Origin of the sequence: Mycobacterium sp. E740 (assembly GCF_001672895.1) — a bacterium.
In the GTDB taxonomy this organism is placed as follows: Bacteria; Actinomycetota; Actinomycetes; order Mycobacteriales; family Mycobacteriaceae; genus Mycobacterium.
In genome coordinates, this window is the sequence record NZ_LZKP01000132.1 from 1 (window position 1) to 12,362 (window position 12,362).

The window sequence follows — 12,362 nt, forward strand, 5'->3', positions numbered from 1 at the left end:
ACCCCAGCACAGCGAAGAGAACGGCCCCTCGTCGATTGCCCGCGCCCACGCCTTCAGCGTGTCCGCGTCGAGGTCGGGCTCCATCACCGGCATCGTCATCCCGATCTGCACGACGGCGATTCTGGCACGGCTGGCAACATGGGGTCATGGCGATCACCACCACGTCCATCGCACACGTCCGCCTGACCGTCACCGACATCGAGCGGTCGCGGGAGTTCTACGAAGCCGTCTTCGGCTGGCGGGTCCTCATCGAGTTGCCCGAAGGCGCCGACGCGGCCACCCGCGACGCGCTGGGTTTCCTCTTCGGCGGCGTCATCTACGACCTGGGCGGCGCGCTCGTGGGTCTGCGCCCGGTGGCCGACGACCTATTCGACGAGAATCGCACCGGGCTGGACCACGTCGCCTTCCGGCTGTCCAACAAGGACGAACTCGACGCCGCGGCAAGACATCTCGATGAGATCGGGGTGGCGCACGAACCGATCAAGGACATCGGCCCGACGTACATACTGGAGTTCCGCGACCCGGACAACATCGCGCTGGAGTTGACCGCCCCGAAGTGACGGGGCGATCAGACCAGTGCGGCCATGATGTCGGCCACCGAGCCGGGATTCGCCTTGCGGAAACCGGTGCCCGCCCACACGTTCACCCCGTGCGGATCACCAGCTCGCACGGCCGCTGCCCGCAACGGGCTGGTCAGGTAATGCACCTCGGGGTAACCCAACGGCGCTTGGGCCTCGTGCTCGTCGGTGAACCGGTTACGTAGCCCGCGTGCGTACCGGCCCGAGAATGCTTTGGTCACAGTTGTTTCGGTGAATCCGCCGTCGTGGATGGCCGCACGGTGTACGGCACTGCTGCCCGTCTCGTCGGCGAGGAGGAACGCGGTGCCGAGCTGCGCGGCCACCGCGCCCGCGCGCCGCACTCGAGCGACGTCGTCGGCGGTCATCAGGCCACCTGCGGCGATGAGGGGCACGTCGACGCTCTCGATCAGCGAAGCCAGCAGCGCCTCCAGCGGGACGTCCGACGGTTCGGCGGATGGGTCGAAGGTACCGCGGTGGCCGCCCGCCGCAGGCCCTTGTGCCGCAAGCCCATCCACCCCCCGCGCGACCGCCTGCTGCGCCTCGGCCAGGGTGGTCACAGTGCCGACCGTGGTGATGCCGGCGGCGCGAAGCCGCTGTATCTCCTCGGCGCTGGGAAGACCGAACGTGAACGACGCCACCGCGGGCCGCAGGTCCAGCAACACGTCGATCTTGGCCGCCCATGCGTCGTCGTCGAACCGGGGCTCACCGAGAGCGGTGCCGTACCGTTCGGCGTCGGACGACAAGTCCTCCGCATATCGGGCGATGGCAGCGGGCGTGGCTGAACTGGGCTGCGGAACAAAGAGATTGGCGCCGACGGGACCTGACGTCAGCTGCTGTGCCGCGCCCAGACGCTCTGCGAAGACGTCGGCGGTCAGGTAGCCGGCAGGAACGAAGCCGAGGCCACCCGCTTCTGTGCCGGCGGCAGCCAGTTCGGGTGTCGACGGGCCACCCGCCATCGGCGCCACGATGACCGGATTCCCAAGATCTCTGAAGTCGAACGCCACGCCTACATCGTGCACCGTTGCCGCTGTGCGGCCAACGGTGGTTGACTGGATCGGTATGGCGATCACGTTCAACCACACCATCGTGGCCGCGAAGGACCGTGAGGAATCGGCAAGGTTCTTCACCGAGTTGTTCGGGCTGCCGCCTGCCGAAGAGTTCGGCCATTTCCTGGCGGTGGCACTCGCGCACGACGCCAGCCTCGACTACGCACAAGCGAGCCCGGACGAGGAGATTCGCCCGCAGCACTACGCATTCCTGGTGTCCGAGGACGAGTTCTCCGCGATCTACGGCCGTATCCAGGAGCGCGGGTTGCCGCACTGGGCCGATCCCCGGGGGGCCCGCCCGGGCGAGATCAACCACAACGACGGCGGCCGCGGTGTGTACTTCCGAGACCCCGCGGGCCACTACCTCGAGATCATCACCCGGCCCTACGGATCCGGCGCGGGCTGACTCAGCGAGTGGCCGCGGTTGCTCTCCTGCCGGCGGTAGTCGTCGGCAAGCGCGCGCACGTGCTCGGGCAGTGCGTCGCCGGCCACATCGGCGACGCTGGTCTGCTCGAGAACCGAACGCATACTCGCGCGCAACGCACGCCAGACGTCGGTCAACGCGGTCGTCGGGCCGGTGTACGGGAGGTCGCCGAGGCCGATGTCCCGGACGCTGGCCAACGGGCCGTCGATGCAGCGCAGCACGTCGGCGAGGCTGATGTGCTCAGCGGCGCGGGCCAGCGCGTAGCCGCCGTCACGGCCGCGGTGACTGCGGACGAGGCGGTCGGTTCGCAGGGCGGAGAGAATGTCGACGAGGAACTGCGGCGGAATGCCCTGCGCCTTGGCGAGCTCGTCGGTCGTGACGAGGACACCGTCCTCGACGGTCGCGAGTTGCACCATCGCGCGGACGGCGTACTCGGCTTTGGCCGACATGCGCATGAGCCCGGTCAATTCCGTGTGACGGCGAGTACCGCGTCGGCGAGCTCGGGCCGGCAGACGACGAGGTCCGGCAGCAGCGGGTCGGGACGGTTGTAGGTCAACGGTGAACCGTCTATGCGGGAGGTGTGCAAACCAGCAGCCCGGGCAACAGCGACGGGTGCTGCCGAGTCCCACTCATACTGGCCGCCGGCATGCACGTAGACATCTGACAGCCCCTGGACGACGGAAGCGACTTTTGCTCCGGCCGAACCCATTTCGACCAACGTACCGCCCAGGGCGTCGCGAACCGCGAGTGCGATCGCCGGAGGGCGTGTCCTCGACACCACAATTCGCGGTTTGTCTGGGCCCTCGGCCGGCGACTCGACTCTCGGGGTCGCGAGCGTGATGCCCTGCGCGGGAAGTGCGACCCCCCCGGCCACCAGTTCGCCGGCCTGCCACAGCGCGACGTGCACAGCCCAGTCGTCGCGGCCGAGTTCGGAGAATTCGCGGGTGCCGTCGAGGGGATCGACGATCCACACCCGTTCGGCAGTCAGTCGGACTGGGTCGTCGGCGCCCTCTTCGGACAGCACCGCGTCGTCGGGCCGCTCGGCCGCGAGCGCTTCGGTCAGGAACTCGTGAGACCGCTTGTCCCCCGCGGCTTTCCGCTCACCCTCCGTGGCGTCGGCGAGTTCGGCACGTACGCCGAGCAGGAGGTCCCCGGCAGCGGCGGCGAGTCGCGCGGCGAGGGCGTGATCGCTCACCGGCGGTCCTCGAGCATCGCGATCACCATGTCGGCCAACTGCTCGGGGTCGTGGTCGGAGGTGAGTCGCAGGTCGGGGTTCTTGGGCCGCTGATAGGGGCTGTCGATCCCGGTGAAGTGGGTGATCTCGCCGGCCCGCGCTTTGGCGTACAGGCCCTTGGGGTCGCGTCGTTCGCAGTCCTCCAGCGGGGTGTCGCAGAACACCTCGAAGAAGTCGAGCCCGGCGTCCATTGTCACCTTTCTCGCCAGCGACCGGTGCTCCTCCAGCGGGCTGATCGCGGGCACCAGGACAACTTGCCCGGAGTCGGCGAGGATCGCTGCGACATGCGCCAGCCTGCGCTGGTTCTCGGCCCGGTCGGCCATCGAGAAACCGAGGTCGGCGTTGAGCCCGTGGCGAAGGTTGTCCCCGTCGAGAACATATGCGGGAACGCCCTTTTCGATCAGCTTCTGCTCGACCAGCATGGCCACCGAGGACTTCCCGGAGCCGGACAGCCCGGTGAACCACACCGTTCTGCCCTTGCTCAGCCGGTCCTCTGCTTTGCACAGCGACTCGTGGCGCACGGTGTTCGGACTCGAGGTGCGCGCAGTCACCTGCGGCAGGATCATCCCCGCCGCGACGGTGCCGTTGGTGTTGGGGTCGATCAGGATGAACGATCCGGTGGCCGAGTTGCGGCTGTACTCGTCGAGCAGCAGCGGCTTCTGCGTGCGCAGTGAGATACGGCCCAGCTCATTGAGTTTGAGCGCGGTGGCTTCCTTGTCGCGGTGCAACGTGTTCACGTCGAGGCGATAGTCGAGAGCGGTGACCCTGGCGCGCGTCGTGCGGGTCGTGTGCTTGACCAGGTAGTCACGGCCAGGTTCGAGAGCGGATTCGTCGGCCATCCAGCAGACTGTGGCGTCGAAGTCCTGAGTCACCCTCGGCTGGTTGTTGGGGCGCGCGATCAGGTCACCGCGGGATATGTCGATGTCGTCGGCCAGGCTGATCGCCACGGCCATCGGGGGGAATGCCTCGTCGACCGGTCCGGCGGGCCCTTCGATCGCCGCGATCCGCGACGGCTTGCCGCTGGGCAGGACCACGATGTCGTCGCCGACCTTCATCACGCCGCTGGCCACGGTGCCCGCGTAGCTGCGGTGGTCGTGATGCTCGACGCTCTGGGGCCGGATGACGTACTGGACCGGGAAACGGACGTCGACGAGGTTGCGGTCACCGGCGATGTACACCTCTTCGAGGTGGGTGAGCAACGGCGGGCCCTCGTACCACGGCGTGTTCTGCGATTTGGTGACGACGTTGTCGCCCTGCAACGCCGACAGCGGGATCGTGGTCACGTCGTGGATGTCGAGGCGGGCCGCGAAGTCATGGAAGTCATCGCGGATCTTCTCGAACTGCTCTCTGTCCCAGTCGATCAGGTCCATCTTGTTGACCGCGAGCACGATGTGCCGAATGCCGAGCAGCGACGCCAGGAAGGCATGGCGGCGCGACTGCTCGAGCAGGCCGTGCCGGGCGTCGACCAGGACGATCGCCAGTTGTGCGGTCGACGTACCCGTGACCATGTTGCGGGTGTACTGGATGTGACCGGGGGTGTCGGCGATGATGAATTTCCGCTTGGACGTGGCGAAGTAGCGATAGGCGACGTCGATCGTGATGCCTTGTTCGCGTTCTGCGCGCAAGCCGTCGGTGACCAGCGCCAAGTCGGTGTAGTCGTGACCGCGTTCCTTGGAAGTGCGCTCCACGGAAGCCAATTGGTCTTCCATGACGGCCTTGGAGTCGTACAGCAGTCGCCCGATCAGGGTGGACTTGCCGTCGTCGACCGATCCTGCGGTGGCGATCCGGAGCAGCGTCGCGGTGGGCCGCACATTTGCGTCAGCCATCAGAAGTACCCCTCACGCTTGCGGTCCTCCATGCCGGCCTCGGAGATCCGGTCGTCGGCGCGGGTGGCGCCGCGTTCGGTGAGCCGCGAGACCGCGGTCTCGGCGATCACCTCGGCGACCGTAGCGGCGTGCGACTCCACGCAGCCGGTACAGGTGACGTCACCGACGGTGCGGAACCGCACCGTCTTCTCGACGACTTCCTCGTCTTTGCGCGGCTGCAGATGTCTGTGCACGGCCAGCAGCATCCCGTCGCGCTCGAACACCTTGCGGCGGTGGGCGTAGTAGATCGACGGCAGCTTGATCTTCTCGGCGCCGATGTAGGACCAGATGTCGAACTCGGTCCAGTTCGACAACGGGAACACGCGGATGTGCTCACCTTTGTGGTGCCTGCCGTTGTAGAGGTTCCACAGTTCCGGCCGCTGCGCTTTCGGGTCCCATTGGCCGAACTCGTCGCGGAAGGAGAACACCCGCTCCTTGGCGCGCGCCTTCTCCTCGTCGCGGCGGGCACCGCCGAACGCCGCGTCGAACCTGTTCTCGCGGATCGCGCGCAGCAGCGTGACGGTCTGGATCGGATTGCGCGAAGGGATGGTCTCCACCACGCGTCCGGCGTCGATGTCGTCTTGCACCTTGGCCACGACCAGTCGCACACCGAACTCCTCGACGAGCTCGTCGCGCGTCTTGAGTACCTCGTCGAAGTTGTGGCCGGTGTCGACGTGCATCACCGGGAACGGCAGCCGACCGGGCCGGAACGCCTTGAGCGCGAGATGCAACATGACGATCGAGTCTTTGCCGCCGGAGAACAGCAGCACCGGGCGCTCGAATTCGGCGGCCACCTCGCGGATGATGTGGATGGCTTCGGCCTCCAGGGACCGTAGATGGCTGAGCTCGTAGCGCCCAGCGTGGAGTTGTTCGGTTGTGGTGGTCGGCATCATTACCCCGTAAAGTTGGTAGAATTAACCATATTTATGACCATTACCCGGTATTAGACAATGCGACCGCTTCCGCTGTCAACGCCTCACGCTTGTTTGGACCTTTTCGGCGCTTCTTAGCGCTTCTTGGCGCGACCGTGCGTGTCTGTCTACGACACGCCGTCAAGTTTCAGTGTTGTGCGCACCTTCGCGGCGCACCGAAGGTGCGCAAACTGTCGGGGCGGCGTGCGACGCGCAAAGGTGCGTCGTCCATCAGCGGGACGGCCTGGTGCCGCGGAGCGCACGAGTCCGCCTGTGCCGTAGTGAAATAACCGCACGGTGGGGACGGCGCGAGCGTGCGCAGAATGTTGCTTTTCCCCGGCGTGTCGTGTGCAAACACGCACGCTCGCGGCAAGGTGCGGGAGGGGTTACGGCGAGACTTCGGTCAGCCGCCCCGTCGCGACGTCGAAGACGAAGCCGCGTGCGGACTCGTGCTTCGTTACGAACGGACTGGCCTCGATCCGTCGCAGCGACTGCCGCACATCTTCCTCCAGATCGGTGAACGACTCGGCCGCCCACTGCGGCTTGATGCCGACCTCTTCCTGGATCGATCGTTTGAACTCGTCGTCGGTGAACGTCAACATGCCGCAGTCGGTGTGGTGGATCAGGATGATCTCCCTGGTCCCCAGCAGTCGCTGACTGATCGCCAGCGAGCGGATCTCGTCATCGGTGACGACGCCGCCGGCGTTGCGGATGACGTGCGCCTCCCCCTCGCCCAGGCCGAGTATCCGGTAGACGTCGAGCCGGGCGTCCATGCACGCGACCACCGCGACCTGCTTGGACGGCGGCATCGGGAGCGGACCGGAGAAGCTGCTTGCGTACGCCTCGTTGTTCTTCAGGTACTCGTCGGTCACAGACATCCATCGACCCTATCGCCGCGCGATCGTTTCGCGAGCCAAGAAATCATCGGGATCGAATGGAGACGGCCGCCCTGCTTCCCCCGGCAGGGCGGCCGTCGTCTGGAGGGATCAGACCAGCGGAATCCAGATGGGACCCAGCCAGAATCCCCAGCCTTGGCGGACAGGGTCGAACAACGGGTTGACCCACTGCCCCTGGTACTCGAACGGACGGTGGTCGAAGACGGCACGGTCATAGCCGCCGCGATCCTGCCACGGGATGTCGGGCCGGGGCGGCGCCAGCGCCGGACCGGGTCCCGGAAATTGCGGCGGGCCCATAAAGCCCTGCGGGCCTGGGCCTCCCGGTCCGCCCGGCATTCCCCGCGGACCCGATACACCCGGCGGCACCGGCAACCCCGGAGGTCCCGGCTGTCCCGGTTGGGCCGACGCGACGCCGATTCCTGCGCCCAGCGCTGCCGCGCCCAAGCCACCGGCGAGGAGAGCCCCCGCGATGAGTCGCTGCAATGTCATATCTCTTCCTTTCTGATCTACTACTGGCCAACCGGCACGCTGAGGTCGTAGACCGTCACCTCGCCCAGTTGGATGGGTTTGAAGGTCTTCTGCACCCATGCCTCGATGTCGGAGGAGCTCCCAGAACGGTGCCCGGGTGGGCGATCGTGGCCGCCGGCGACGAAGTAGCGGACCTGCCCATCGGCGACGTACGCCTGGAACTGCGCGAGCGTCGGCGAATCGTCTGCACCGGTGAATCCGCCGATCGCCATCACCGGGCTTTTGGTCTTCAGCTCGAGGTTGCTCGCGGTCATCGATCCGACTGTCGCGGCCGCCCACCGCGTGTTCACACCTTCGACGAGTTCCTCGAGCGCCGGGTTGTCCACTGCCGGACCCCGGCCGCCACTGCGGGGTCCATCAAAACCCGGAGCCGGCTGCGCGCTGGCGGGGCCGGCCACGACCATCGGCCCGCCGTGCGAGTTCGCTACGGTGGCCACCGTGTACGCGGCAGCTCCGGACACCCCGAAAGCCACCGCTGCACAAGCTAATACCTTGATGAAACGTCCGGGCCGGTGCGCACCGACGGCCAGAGCGGCCGCGACCACGACCGATCCGGCCAGCACCACCCAGCGCAAAGCCGGCCACCACTCCGGCGCGCGGTCGAGCAGCACGAATGACCAGACGCCCGTTCCCGCCGACATCGCCGCCAGCGTCAGGCGGGGTCCGAGATGCTCTCTGCTTCGCCATAATTCACACCCCGAGATGCCGACCAGGGCAGCGATCGCCGGTGCCAGCGCGACGGTGTAGTAGGGATGGATGATGCCGTCCATGAAGCTGAACACCGCACCAGTGACCAGCAGCCAGCCACCCCACATCAGGAGCGAGGCACGCAGGCCCGCGGTCCGGGCGGTGCGGCGGGTGAACCACAGAGCAGCGGCCAGCCCGACCAAGGCGGCGGGCAACAGCCAGGAGGCCTGCGTTCCCATCGACTCGCCGAACAACCTGCCGATACCCGGCTGTCCGCCGAAGAACATGTGGGCGCCCCCACCGGGGCCGTCGGGACCGGGGCCCGGACCGCCGGGCCCTCGGTCCGCGGGGCCCTGTCCCCCGGCAATACGCTGGATTCCGTTGTAGCCCAAGGCAAGTTGCAGCAGGCTGTTGTTCGTCGACCCGCCGATGTACGGCCGCGAATCGGCCGGCCACAGTTCGACCAGAGCGAGGTACCAGCCGGCGGACAGCACCATCGCGAGGGCACCGACCGCAAGCTTGCCGACGCGTCGCCACCACCCGACCGGCGCGGCCACCAGGAACGCCAGCGCGAAGCCCGGAACCACGAGGAACGCTTGCAGCAGCTTGGTCAGGAACGCGAAACCCAGTGCGCATCCGGCCAGAGCCATCCAGCGACTGCTCGCCGATTCGGTCGCTCGCACCGTGCAATAGGCGGCCACCACCATGAGCAGCACCAAAAGCGCGTCAGGGTTGTTGAACCGGAACATCAACGCCGCCACCGGTGTCAGTGCGAGCACCGTACCTGCGATCAAACCTGCGGTCGCGCCGCTGACCCGCCGCACCGCGGCGTAGAGCACACCAACGGAGGCGACTCCCATCAGTGCCTGGGGAAGCAGCATGGTGAAGGCGCTGAACCCGAACAGCCTGCCCGACAACGCCATCAGCCACATCGCGGCGGGCGGCTTGTCGACCGTGATCGCGTTCCCGGAGTCGAGCGATCCGAACAGCCACGCCTTCCAATCCAGCGTGCCGGCTTGTGCGGCGGCGGCGTAATAGTCGTTCGCCCAACCGGATGCGCCGAGACCCCACAGGTAGAGGACAGCGGTGGTCAGCAGCAGCGCAGCCAGTGCCGGTCGCACCCAGCGTCCGTCGGGGCGTCTTTCCGGTGGCGCCGCGGGGCTCAGCGGCCGCGCGTCAGCGGTGATCGTCATCGATGGATTCCTTTGGGTCAGAGGAGCTCAACGGTTGCGGCGGGGATGGAAGACCCAGCCGCGCAGAAGCAGGAACCGGGCGGCGGTGGCGACCAGGTTGGCCAGCACCAACACGGTCAGCTCGACCAGGTGGTGCGGTTGGGCGACCACGAGGTGCAGCAGGCCGAGTGAGCCGCTGGTGATGGCAAGCGCGATTGCGAACACGATCAGGCCCTCGACCTGGTGGCGGGTCGCGTTGGCCACACCCCCGATGCCGAACGTGAACCGGCGGTTGGCCGCGGTGTTGCCCACAGCGGTGATCATCAGCGCCACCAAGTTGGCCGTCTGCGCCCCGAGCCACCCTTGCGTGAGGAGGAACAGGGCGACGTAGGCCGCGGTGGAGACGACGCCGACGGCGCCGAAGCGGACAACCTGACGAAACAGCGATCCCGGCGCCGACGCCCTGGCCGAACCGAGTTGCGCCGCGATGGTCTGCACCGGGATCGTGCCGTTGGTGAACCCGCGCAGCAGCCGGCCGATGCCTTTGAGGTCGGCGGCGGCGGTGGCGACGATGTCGACGCGGCTGTCCGGGTCGTCCACCCAGTCGACGGGCACCTCGTGGATGCGCAACCCGCTGCGTTCTGCGACCACCAACAGCTCGGTGTCGAAGAACCATCCGGTGTCGGCGACATAGGGCAGCAGCAGGCGCGCCACGTCGGCGCGAATCGCCTTGAACCCGCACTGCGCATCCGAAAAGCCCGTGGCCAAAGTCGATTTGAGCAACATGTTGTAGCAGCGGGAGATGACTTCGCGCTTGGCGCCGCGCACCACGCGCGCACCACGGCTCAACCGCGTCCCGATGGCCAGGTCCGAGTGACCCGATATCAACGGCGCGACCAGCGGCGCCAGCGCGGTGAGATCAGTGGACAGGTCGACGTCCATGTATGCCAGTACCGCAGCGTCGGACTCGGACCACACCGCGTGCAGCGCGCGGCCGCGACCCTTCTCTTCCAGTCGCACGGCCCGCACGTCGCTGAGTTCGGCGGCCAGCTCGGCGGCGATGCGGGGAGTGTCGTCCTGGCTTGCGTTGTCGGCGATCGTGATGCGCGCCGGGAACGGGAAGTGCTCCCGAAGATGGTGGTGCAGCCGGTACACCGAGGCAGCCAGGTCGGCCTCCTCGTTGTACACCGGGATCACGACGTCGAGCACGGGCACGCCGGCTGCCCGGGCCGCCAACGCAGCGTTCGGGCGGCATTCGAAACGCATCGGCGCGAAGGTGCCGTGGTCCAGGGCCATGTCTGTCATGCCACCCATCGTCGAGTCGTCGGTTGTGTGGGCCGTTGGGCCGACCTGTGGCTGAGCTATGAGATTCGCGGCGGCCGGGTGAGGTCGTAGACGACCGCGCGGTCGACGCTCACCGGTGAGAAGTGGGCCCGAACCCAGTCGGCGATCTCGGCGGCCTCGCGACTGCCGCTCGTGGCGCGGCGCCCCATCATCGGGCTGCCGCCGATGAAGTAGTGAATCTTGCGCGCCGCGACGAACTCCTGGAACTGCGCGAGCGTGGGTGCCGGGTCGGTGCCGTTGAACCCGCCGACCGCCATCACCGGCGCGCCCGACGCCAACTGGTAGCCAGCCGCGTTGTTCGAGCCGACCACCGCCGCGGTCCACGTGTAGCGATCGGCATCCGCGGTGAGCAGGGCCGACAGCTCAGGCTCGGGCTTCGGCGCGTCCAGCAGGCCGCCCGGGCCGCCAGGGCCGGGGAACCCGCCGTGGGGAACCGGGCCGCCAGGGCCGGGGAACCCGCCAAAACCGCCATGGCCGCCAGGACCGGGAAAGCCGCCGTGCCGGGATGGACCGACCGAGGGAACGGCGCCGGTGTGCGGTGTCGCCGCGGTGGCGATCGCGTACGCCGCCGGCCCGGCCATGCACGCGATCACGGCCAGCATCACCGCGGTACGAAGTATCGGCGCCGCGAGCTTGCCGGCGAGCAGCAGCACCAAAGCGGCAGCCACTCCCACGACGACCACCACCACCCGCAGCCAGGGCAGCCAGTCGGGGTCGCGGGCCAGTAGCACTGCCGCGAGACTCACCGTGACCACCACCGTGGCCGACATGGTGGCAGCCACTCGTAAGTCGGCCCTGTTCTGCCACAGCAGGTTTGACCCGATGCCGACACAGGCGGCGAGCGCCGGCGCCAGCGCGACGGTGTAGTACGAGTGGATGATGCCGTCGGCGCGGCTGAACACCGCAGCGGTCACGACGAGCCATCCGCCCCACGACAGCAGCGCGGCCCGCGTCATGTCAGTGCGTGGCCGGCGCCAGGTGATGACCAACCCAGCGACGAGGCACATGAGGGCAGCGGGAAGCAGCCACGCGATGCCGGAGCCCATCCCGGCATCGAACAGCCGCATCCAGCCGACGTCGTGGTTGAGGTTGCCCAAGCCGCCCGGCTCGTCGCCGGTGAGCCGGCCGAACCCGTTGTAGCCCAGCGTCAGCTCGACGATGCTGTCGTGTTGCGACCCGCCGATGTAAGGCCGCGACGACGATGGCCACAATTCGACCAGCAGCAGGTACCAACCGCCGGAGATCACGACGGCCGCGGCGGCGCCCAGCAGCCCCGACAGCCGTCGCCGCCAAAGGCCGTGGCCCGCAACCAGATACGCGGCGGCGAAGCCGGGCAACACGAGAAAAGCCTGCAGCATCTTGGCCAGAAACCCGAAACCGACCGCGACGCCGGCAGCCACCAGCCACCACCGGCTGGCGTTCTTCTCGCAGGCGCGCTGCGTGCAGTACCCCGCAGCGACGAGCAGCAGCACCAGCAGCGCGTCGGTGGCGCTGCTCTATGCCGCGGTCCGCAGGGTGAGTGGGCAGGGTGCGGCCCTGCTTGCGGGCAGCGTGCTGGCGTTGACGCCGGTGACGGCGCTGATTTTCCGGTTCAACAACCCCGACGCGCTGCTGGTGCTGCTGCTCGTCGCTGCGGGGTACTGCACGCAGCGCGCCTGCGAGAAGAACGCCAGCCGG

General features: G+C 67.8%; 11 protein-coding genes and 3 pseudogenes. 3 read left to right on the forward strand and 11 right to left on the reverse strand.

All coding sequences use genetic code 11. From position 1 onward, the window contains the following. Positions 1-111: pseudogene (locus tag A5663_RS23030) on the reverse strand (LLM class flavin-dependent oxidoreductase); the annotation flags it as partial. Positions 112-146: 35 nt separating this feature from the next. Between A5663_RS23030 and A5663_RS12660 the strand changes: the two are divergent. Next, entirely contained in the window at positions 147-560 is a 414-nt protein-coding gene (locus tag A5663_RS12660; RefSeq protein ID WP_068149019.1) for a VOC family protein, read from the forward strand. An 8-nt stretch (positions 561-568) separates the two neighbouring features. Here the strand turns inward: A5663_RS12660 and A5663_RS12665 are convergent, their stop codons facing one another. Further along, entirely contained in the window at positions 569-1,582 is a 1,014-nt protein-coding gene (locus tag A5663_RS12665; RefSeq protein WP_068149022.1) for a nitronate monooxygenase, read from the reverse strand. Positions 1,583-1,637: 55 nt separating this feature from the next. Between A5663_RS12665 and A5663_RS12670 the strand changes: the two genes are divergently transcribed. After that, on the forward strand, positions 1,638-2,030 hold the full coding sequence (locus A5663_RS12670; protein ID WP_068149025.1) for a VOC family protein: 393 nt from the start codon (positions 1,638-1,640) through the stop codon (positions 2,028-2,030). On the opposite strand, the gene A5663_RS12675 is transcribed toward A5663_RS12670, so the two are convergent. From A5663_RS12675 to A5663_RS12715, 9 genes and pseudogenes are all read right to left on the reverse strand, one after another. Beyond that, positions 2,009-2,503, reverse strand: coding sequence for an RrF2 family transcriptional regulator (locus A5663_RS12675; RefSeq protein ID WP_068149028.1), 495 nt, complete (start codon positions 2,501-2,503; stop codon positions 2,009-2,011). The genes A5663_RS12670 and A5663_RS12675 overlap by 22 nt on opposite strands. A gap of 8 nt (positions 2,504-2,511) precedes the next feature. After that, a complete protein-coding gene (locus A5663_RS12680) occupies positions 2,512-3,243 on the reverse strand; it encodes a 3'(2'),5'-bisphosphate nucleotidase CysQ (protein ID WP_068149032.1) in 732 nt (243 codons plus the stop codon). Next, positions 3,240-5,108 (reverse strand): sulfate adenylyltransferase subunit CysN, encoded by a 1,869-nt coding sequence (gene cysN / locus A5663_RS12685; RefSeq protein ID WP_068149036.1) that lies wholly within the window; start codon positions 5,106-5,108, stop codon positions 3,240-3,242. The genes A5663_RS12680 and cysN overlap by 4 nt, the downstream gene beginning before the upstream one ends. Then, positions 5,108-6,037 carry a sulfate adenylyltransferase subunit CysD gene (cysD, locus tag A5663_RS12690; protein WP_068149081.1) on the reverse strand — a complete coding sequence of 310 codons (930 nt, stop codon included), beginning with the start codon at positions 6,035-6,037 and terminating at the stop codon, positions 5,108-5,110. The genes cysN and cysD overlap by 1 nt, the downstream gene beginning before the upstream one ends. Before the next feature lie 407 nt (positions 6,038-6,444). Further along, the gene (locus tag A5663_RS12695) at positions 6,445-6,936 is read right to left on the reverse strand and encodes a carbonic anhydrase (protein WP_068149039.1); all 492 of its coding nucleotides are present in this window, start codon (positions 6,934-6,936) and stop codon (positions 6,445-6,447) included. Between the two features lie 108 nt (positions 6,937-7,044). After that, positions 7,045-7,443: a hypothetical protein gene (locus A5663_RS22625; RefSeq protein ID WP_082974098.1), complete on the reverse strand. Its 399-nt coding sequence runs from the start codon at positions 7,441-7,443 to the stop codon at positions 7,045-7,047. A gap of 20 nt (positions 7,444-7,463) precedes the next feature. After that, positions 7,464-9,362, reverse strand: coding sequence for a glycosyltransferase family 39 protein (locus tag A5663_RS12705; protein WP_068149076.1), 1,899 nt, complete (start codon positions 9,360-9,362; stop codon positions 7,464-7,466). A 27-nt stretch (positions 9,363-9,389) separates the two neighbouring features. After that, entirely contained in the window at positions 9,390-10,655 is a 1,266-nt protein-coding gene (locus tag A5663_RS12710; protein ID WP_082974099.1) for a bifunctional glycosyltransferase family 2/GtrA family protein, read from the reverse strand. Positions 10,656-10,702: 47 nt separating this feature from the next. Further along, positions 10,703-12,169 (reverse strand): annotated as a pseudogene (locus tag A5663_RS12715) (glycosyltransferase family 39 protein); the annotation flags it as partial. Here A5663_RS12715 and A5663_RS12720 point away from each other — a divergent pair. Next, positions 12,165-12,362, forward strand: a pseudogene (locus tag A5663_RS12720) (glycosyltransferase family 39 protein); the annotation flags it as partial. The pseudogenes A5663_RS12715 and A5663_RS12720 overlap by 5 nt on opposite strands.

Excerpts from the sequence above, each read along its gene's own strand:
- A5663_RS12710 (WP_082974099.1), bottom strand. The coding sequence starts at position 10,655 with ATGGGTGGCATGACAGACATGGCCCTGGACCACGGCACCTTCGCGCCG.
- cysN (WP_068149036.1), bottom strand. The coding sequence starts at position 5,108 with ATGGCTGACGCAAATGTGCGGCCCACCGCGACGCTGCTCCGGATCGCC.
- A5663_RS12705 (WP_068149076.1), bottom strand. The coding sequence starts at position 9,362 with ATGACGATCACCGCTGACGCGCGGCCGCTGAGCCCCGCGGCGCCACCG.
- A5663_RS12695 (WP_068149039.1), bottom strand. The coding sequence starts at position 6,936 with ATGTCTGTGACCGACGAGTACCTGAAGAACAACGAGGCGTACGCAAGC.
- cysD (WP_068149081.1), bottom strand. The coding sequence starts at position 6,037 with ATGCCGACCACCACAACCGAACAACTCCACGCTGGGCGCTACGAGCTC.
- A5663_RS12660 (WP_068149019.1), top strand. The coding sequence starts at position 147 with ATGGCGATCACCACCACGTCCATCGCACACGTCCGCCTGACCGTCACC.
- A5663_RS12670 (WP_068149025.1), top strand. The coding sequence starts at position 1,638 with ATGGCGATCACGTTCAACCACACCATCGTGGCCGCGAAGGACCGTGAG.
- A5663_RS22625 (WP_082974098.1), bottom strand. The coding sequence starts at position 7,443 with ATGACATTGCAGCGACTCATCGCGGGGGCTCTCCTCGCCGGTGGCTTG.
- A5663_RS12675 (WP_068149028.1), bottom strand. The coding sequence starts at position 2,503 with ATGCGCATGTCGGCCAAAGCCGAGTACGCCGTCCGCGCGATGGTGCAA.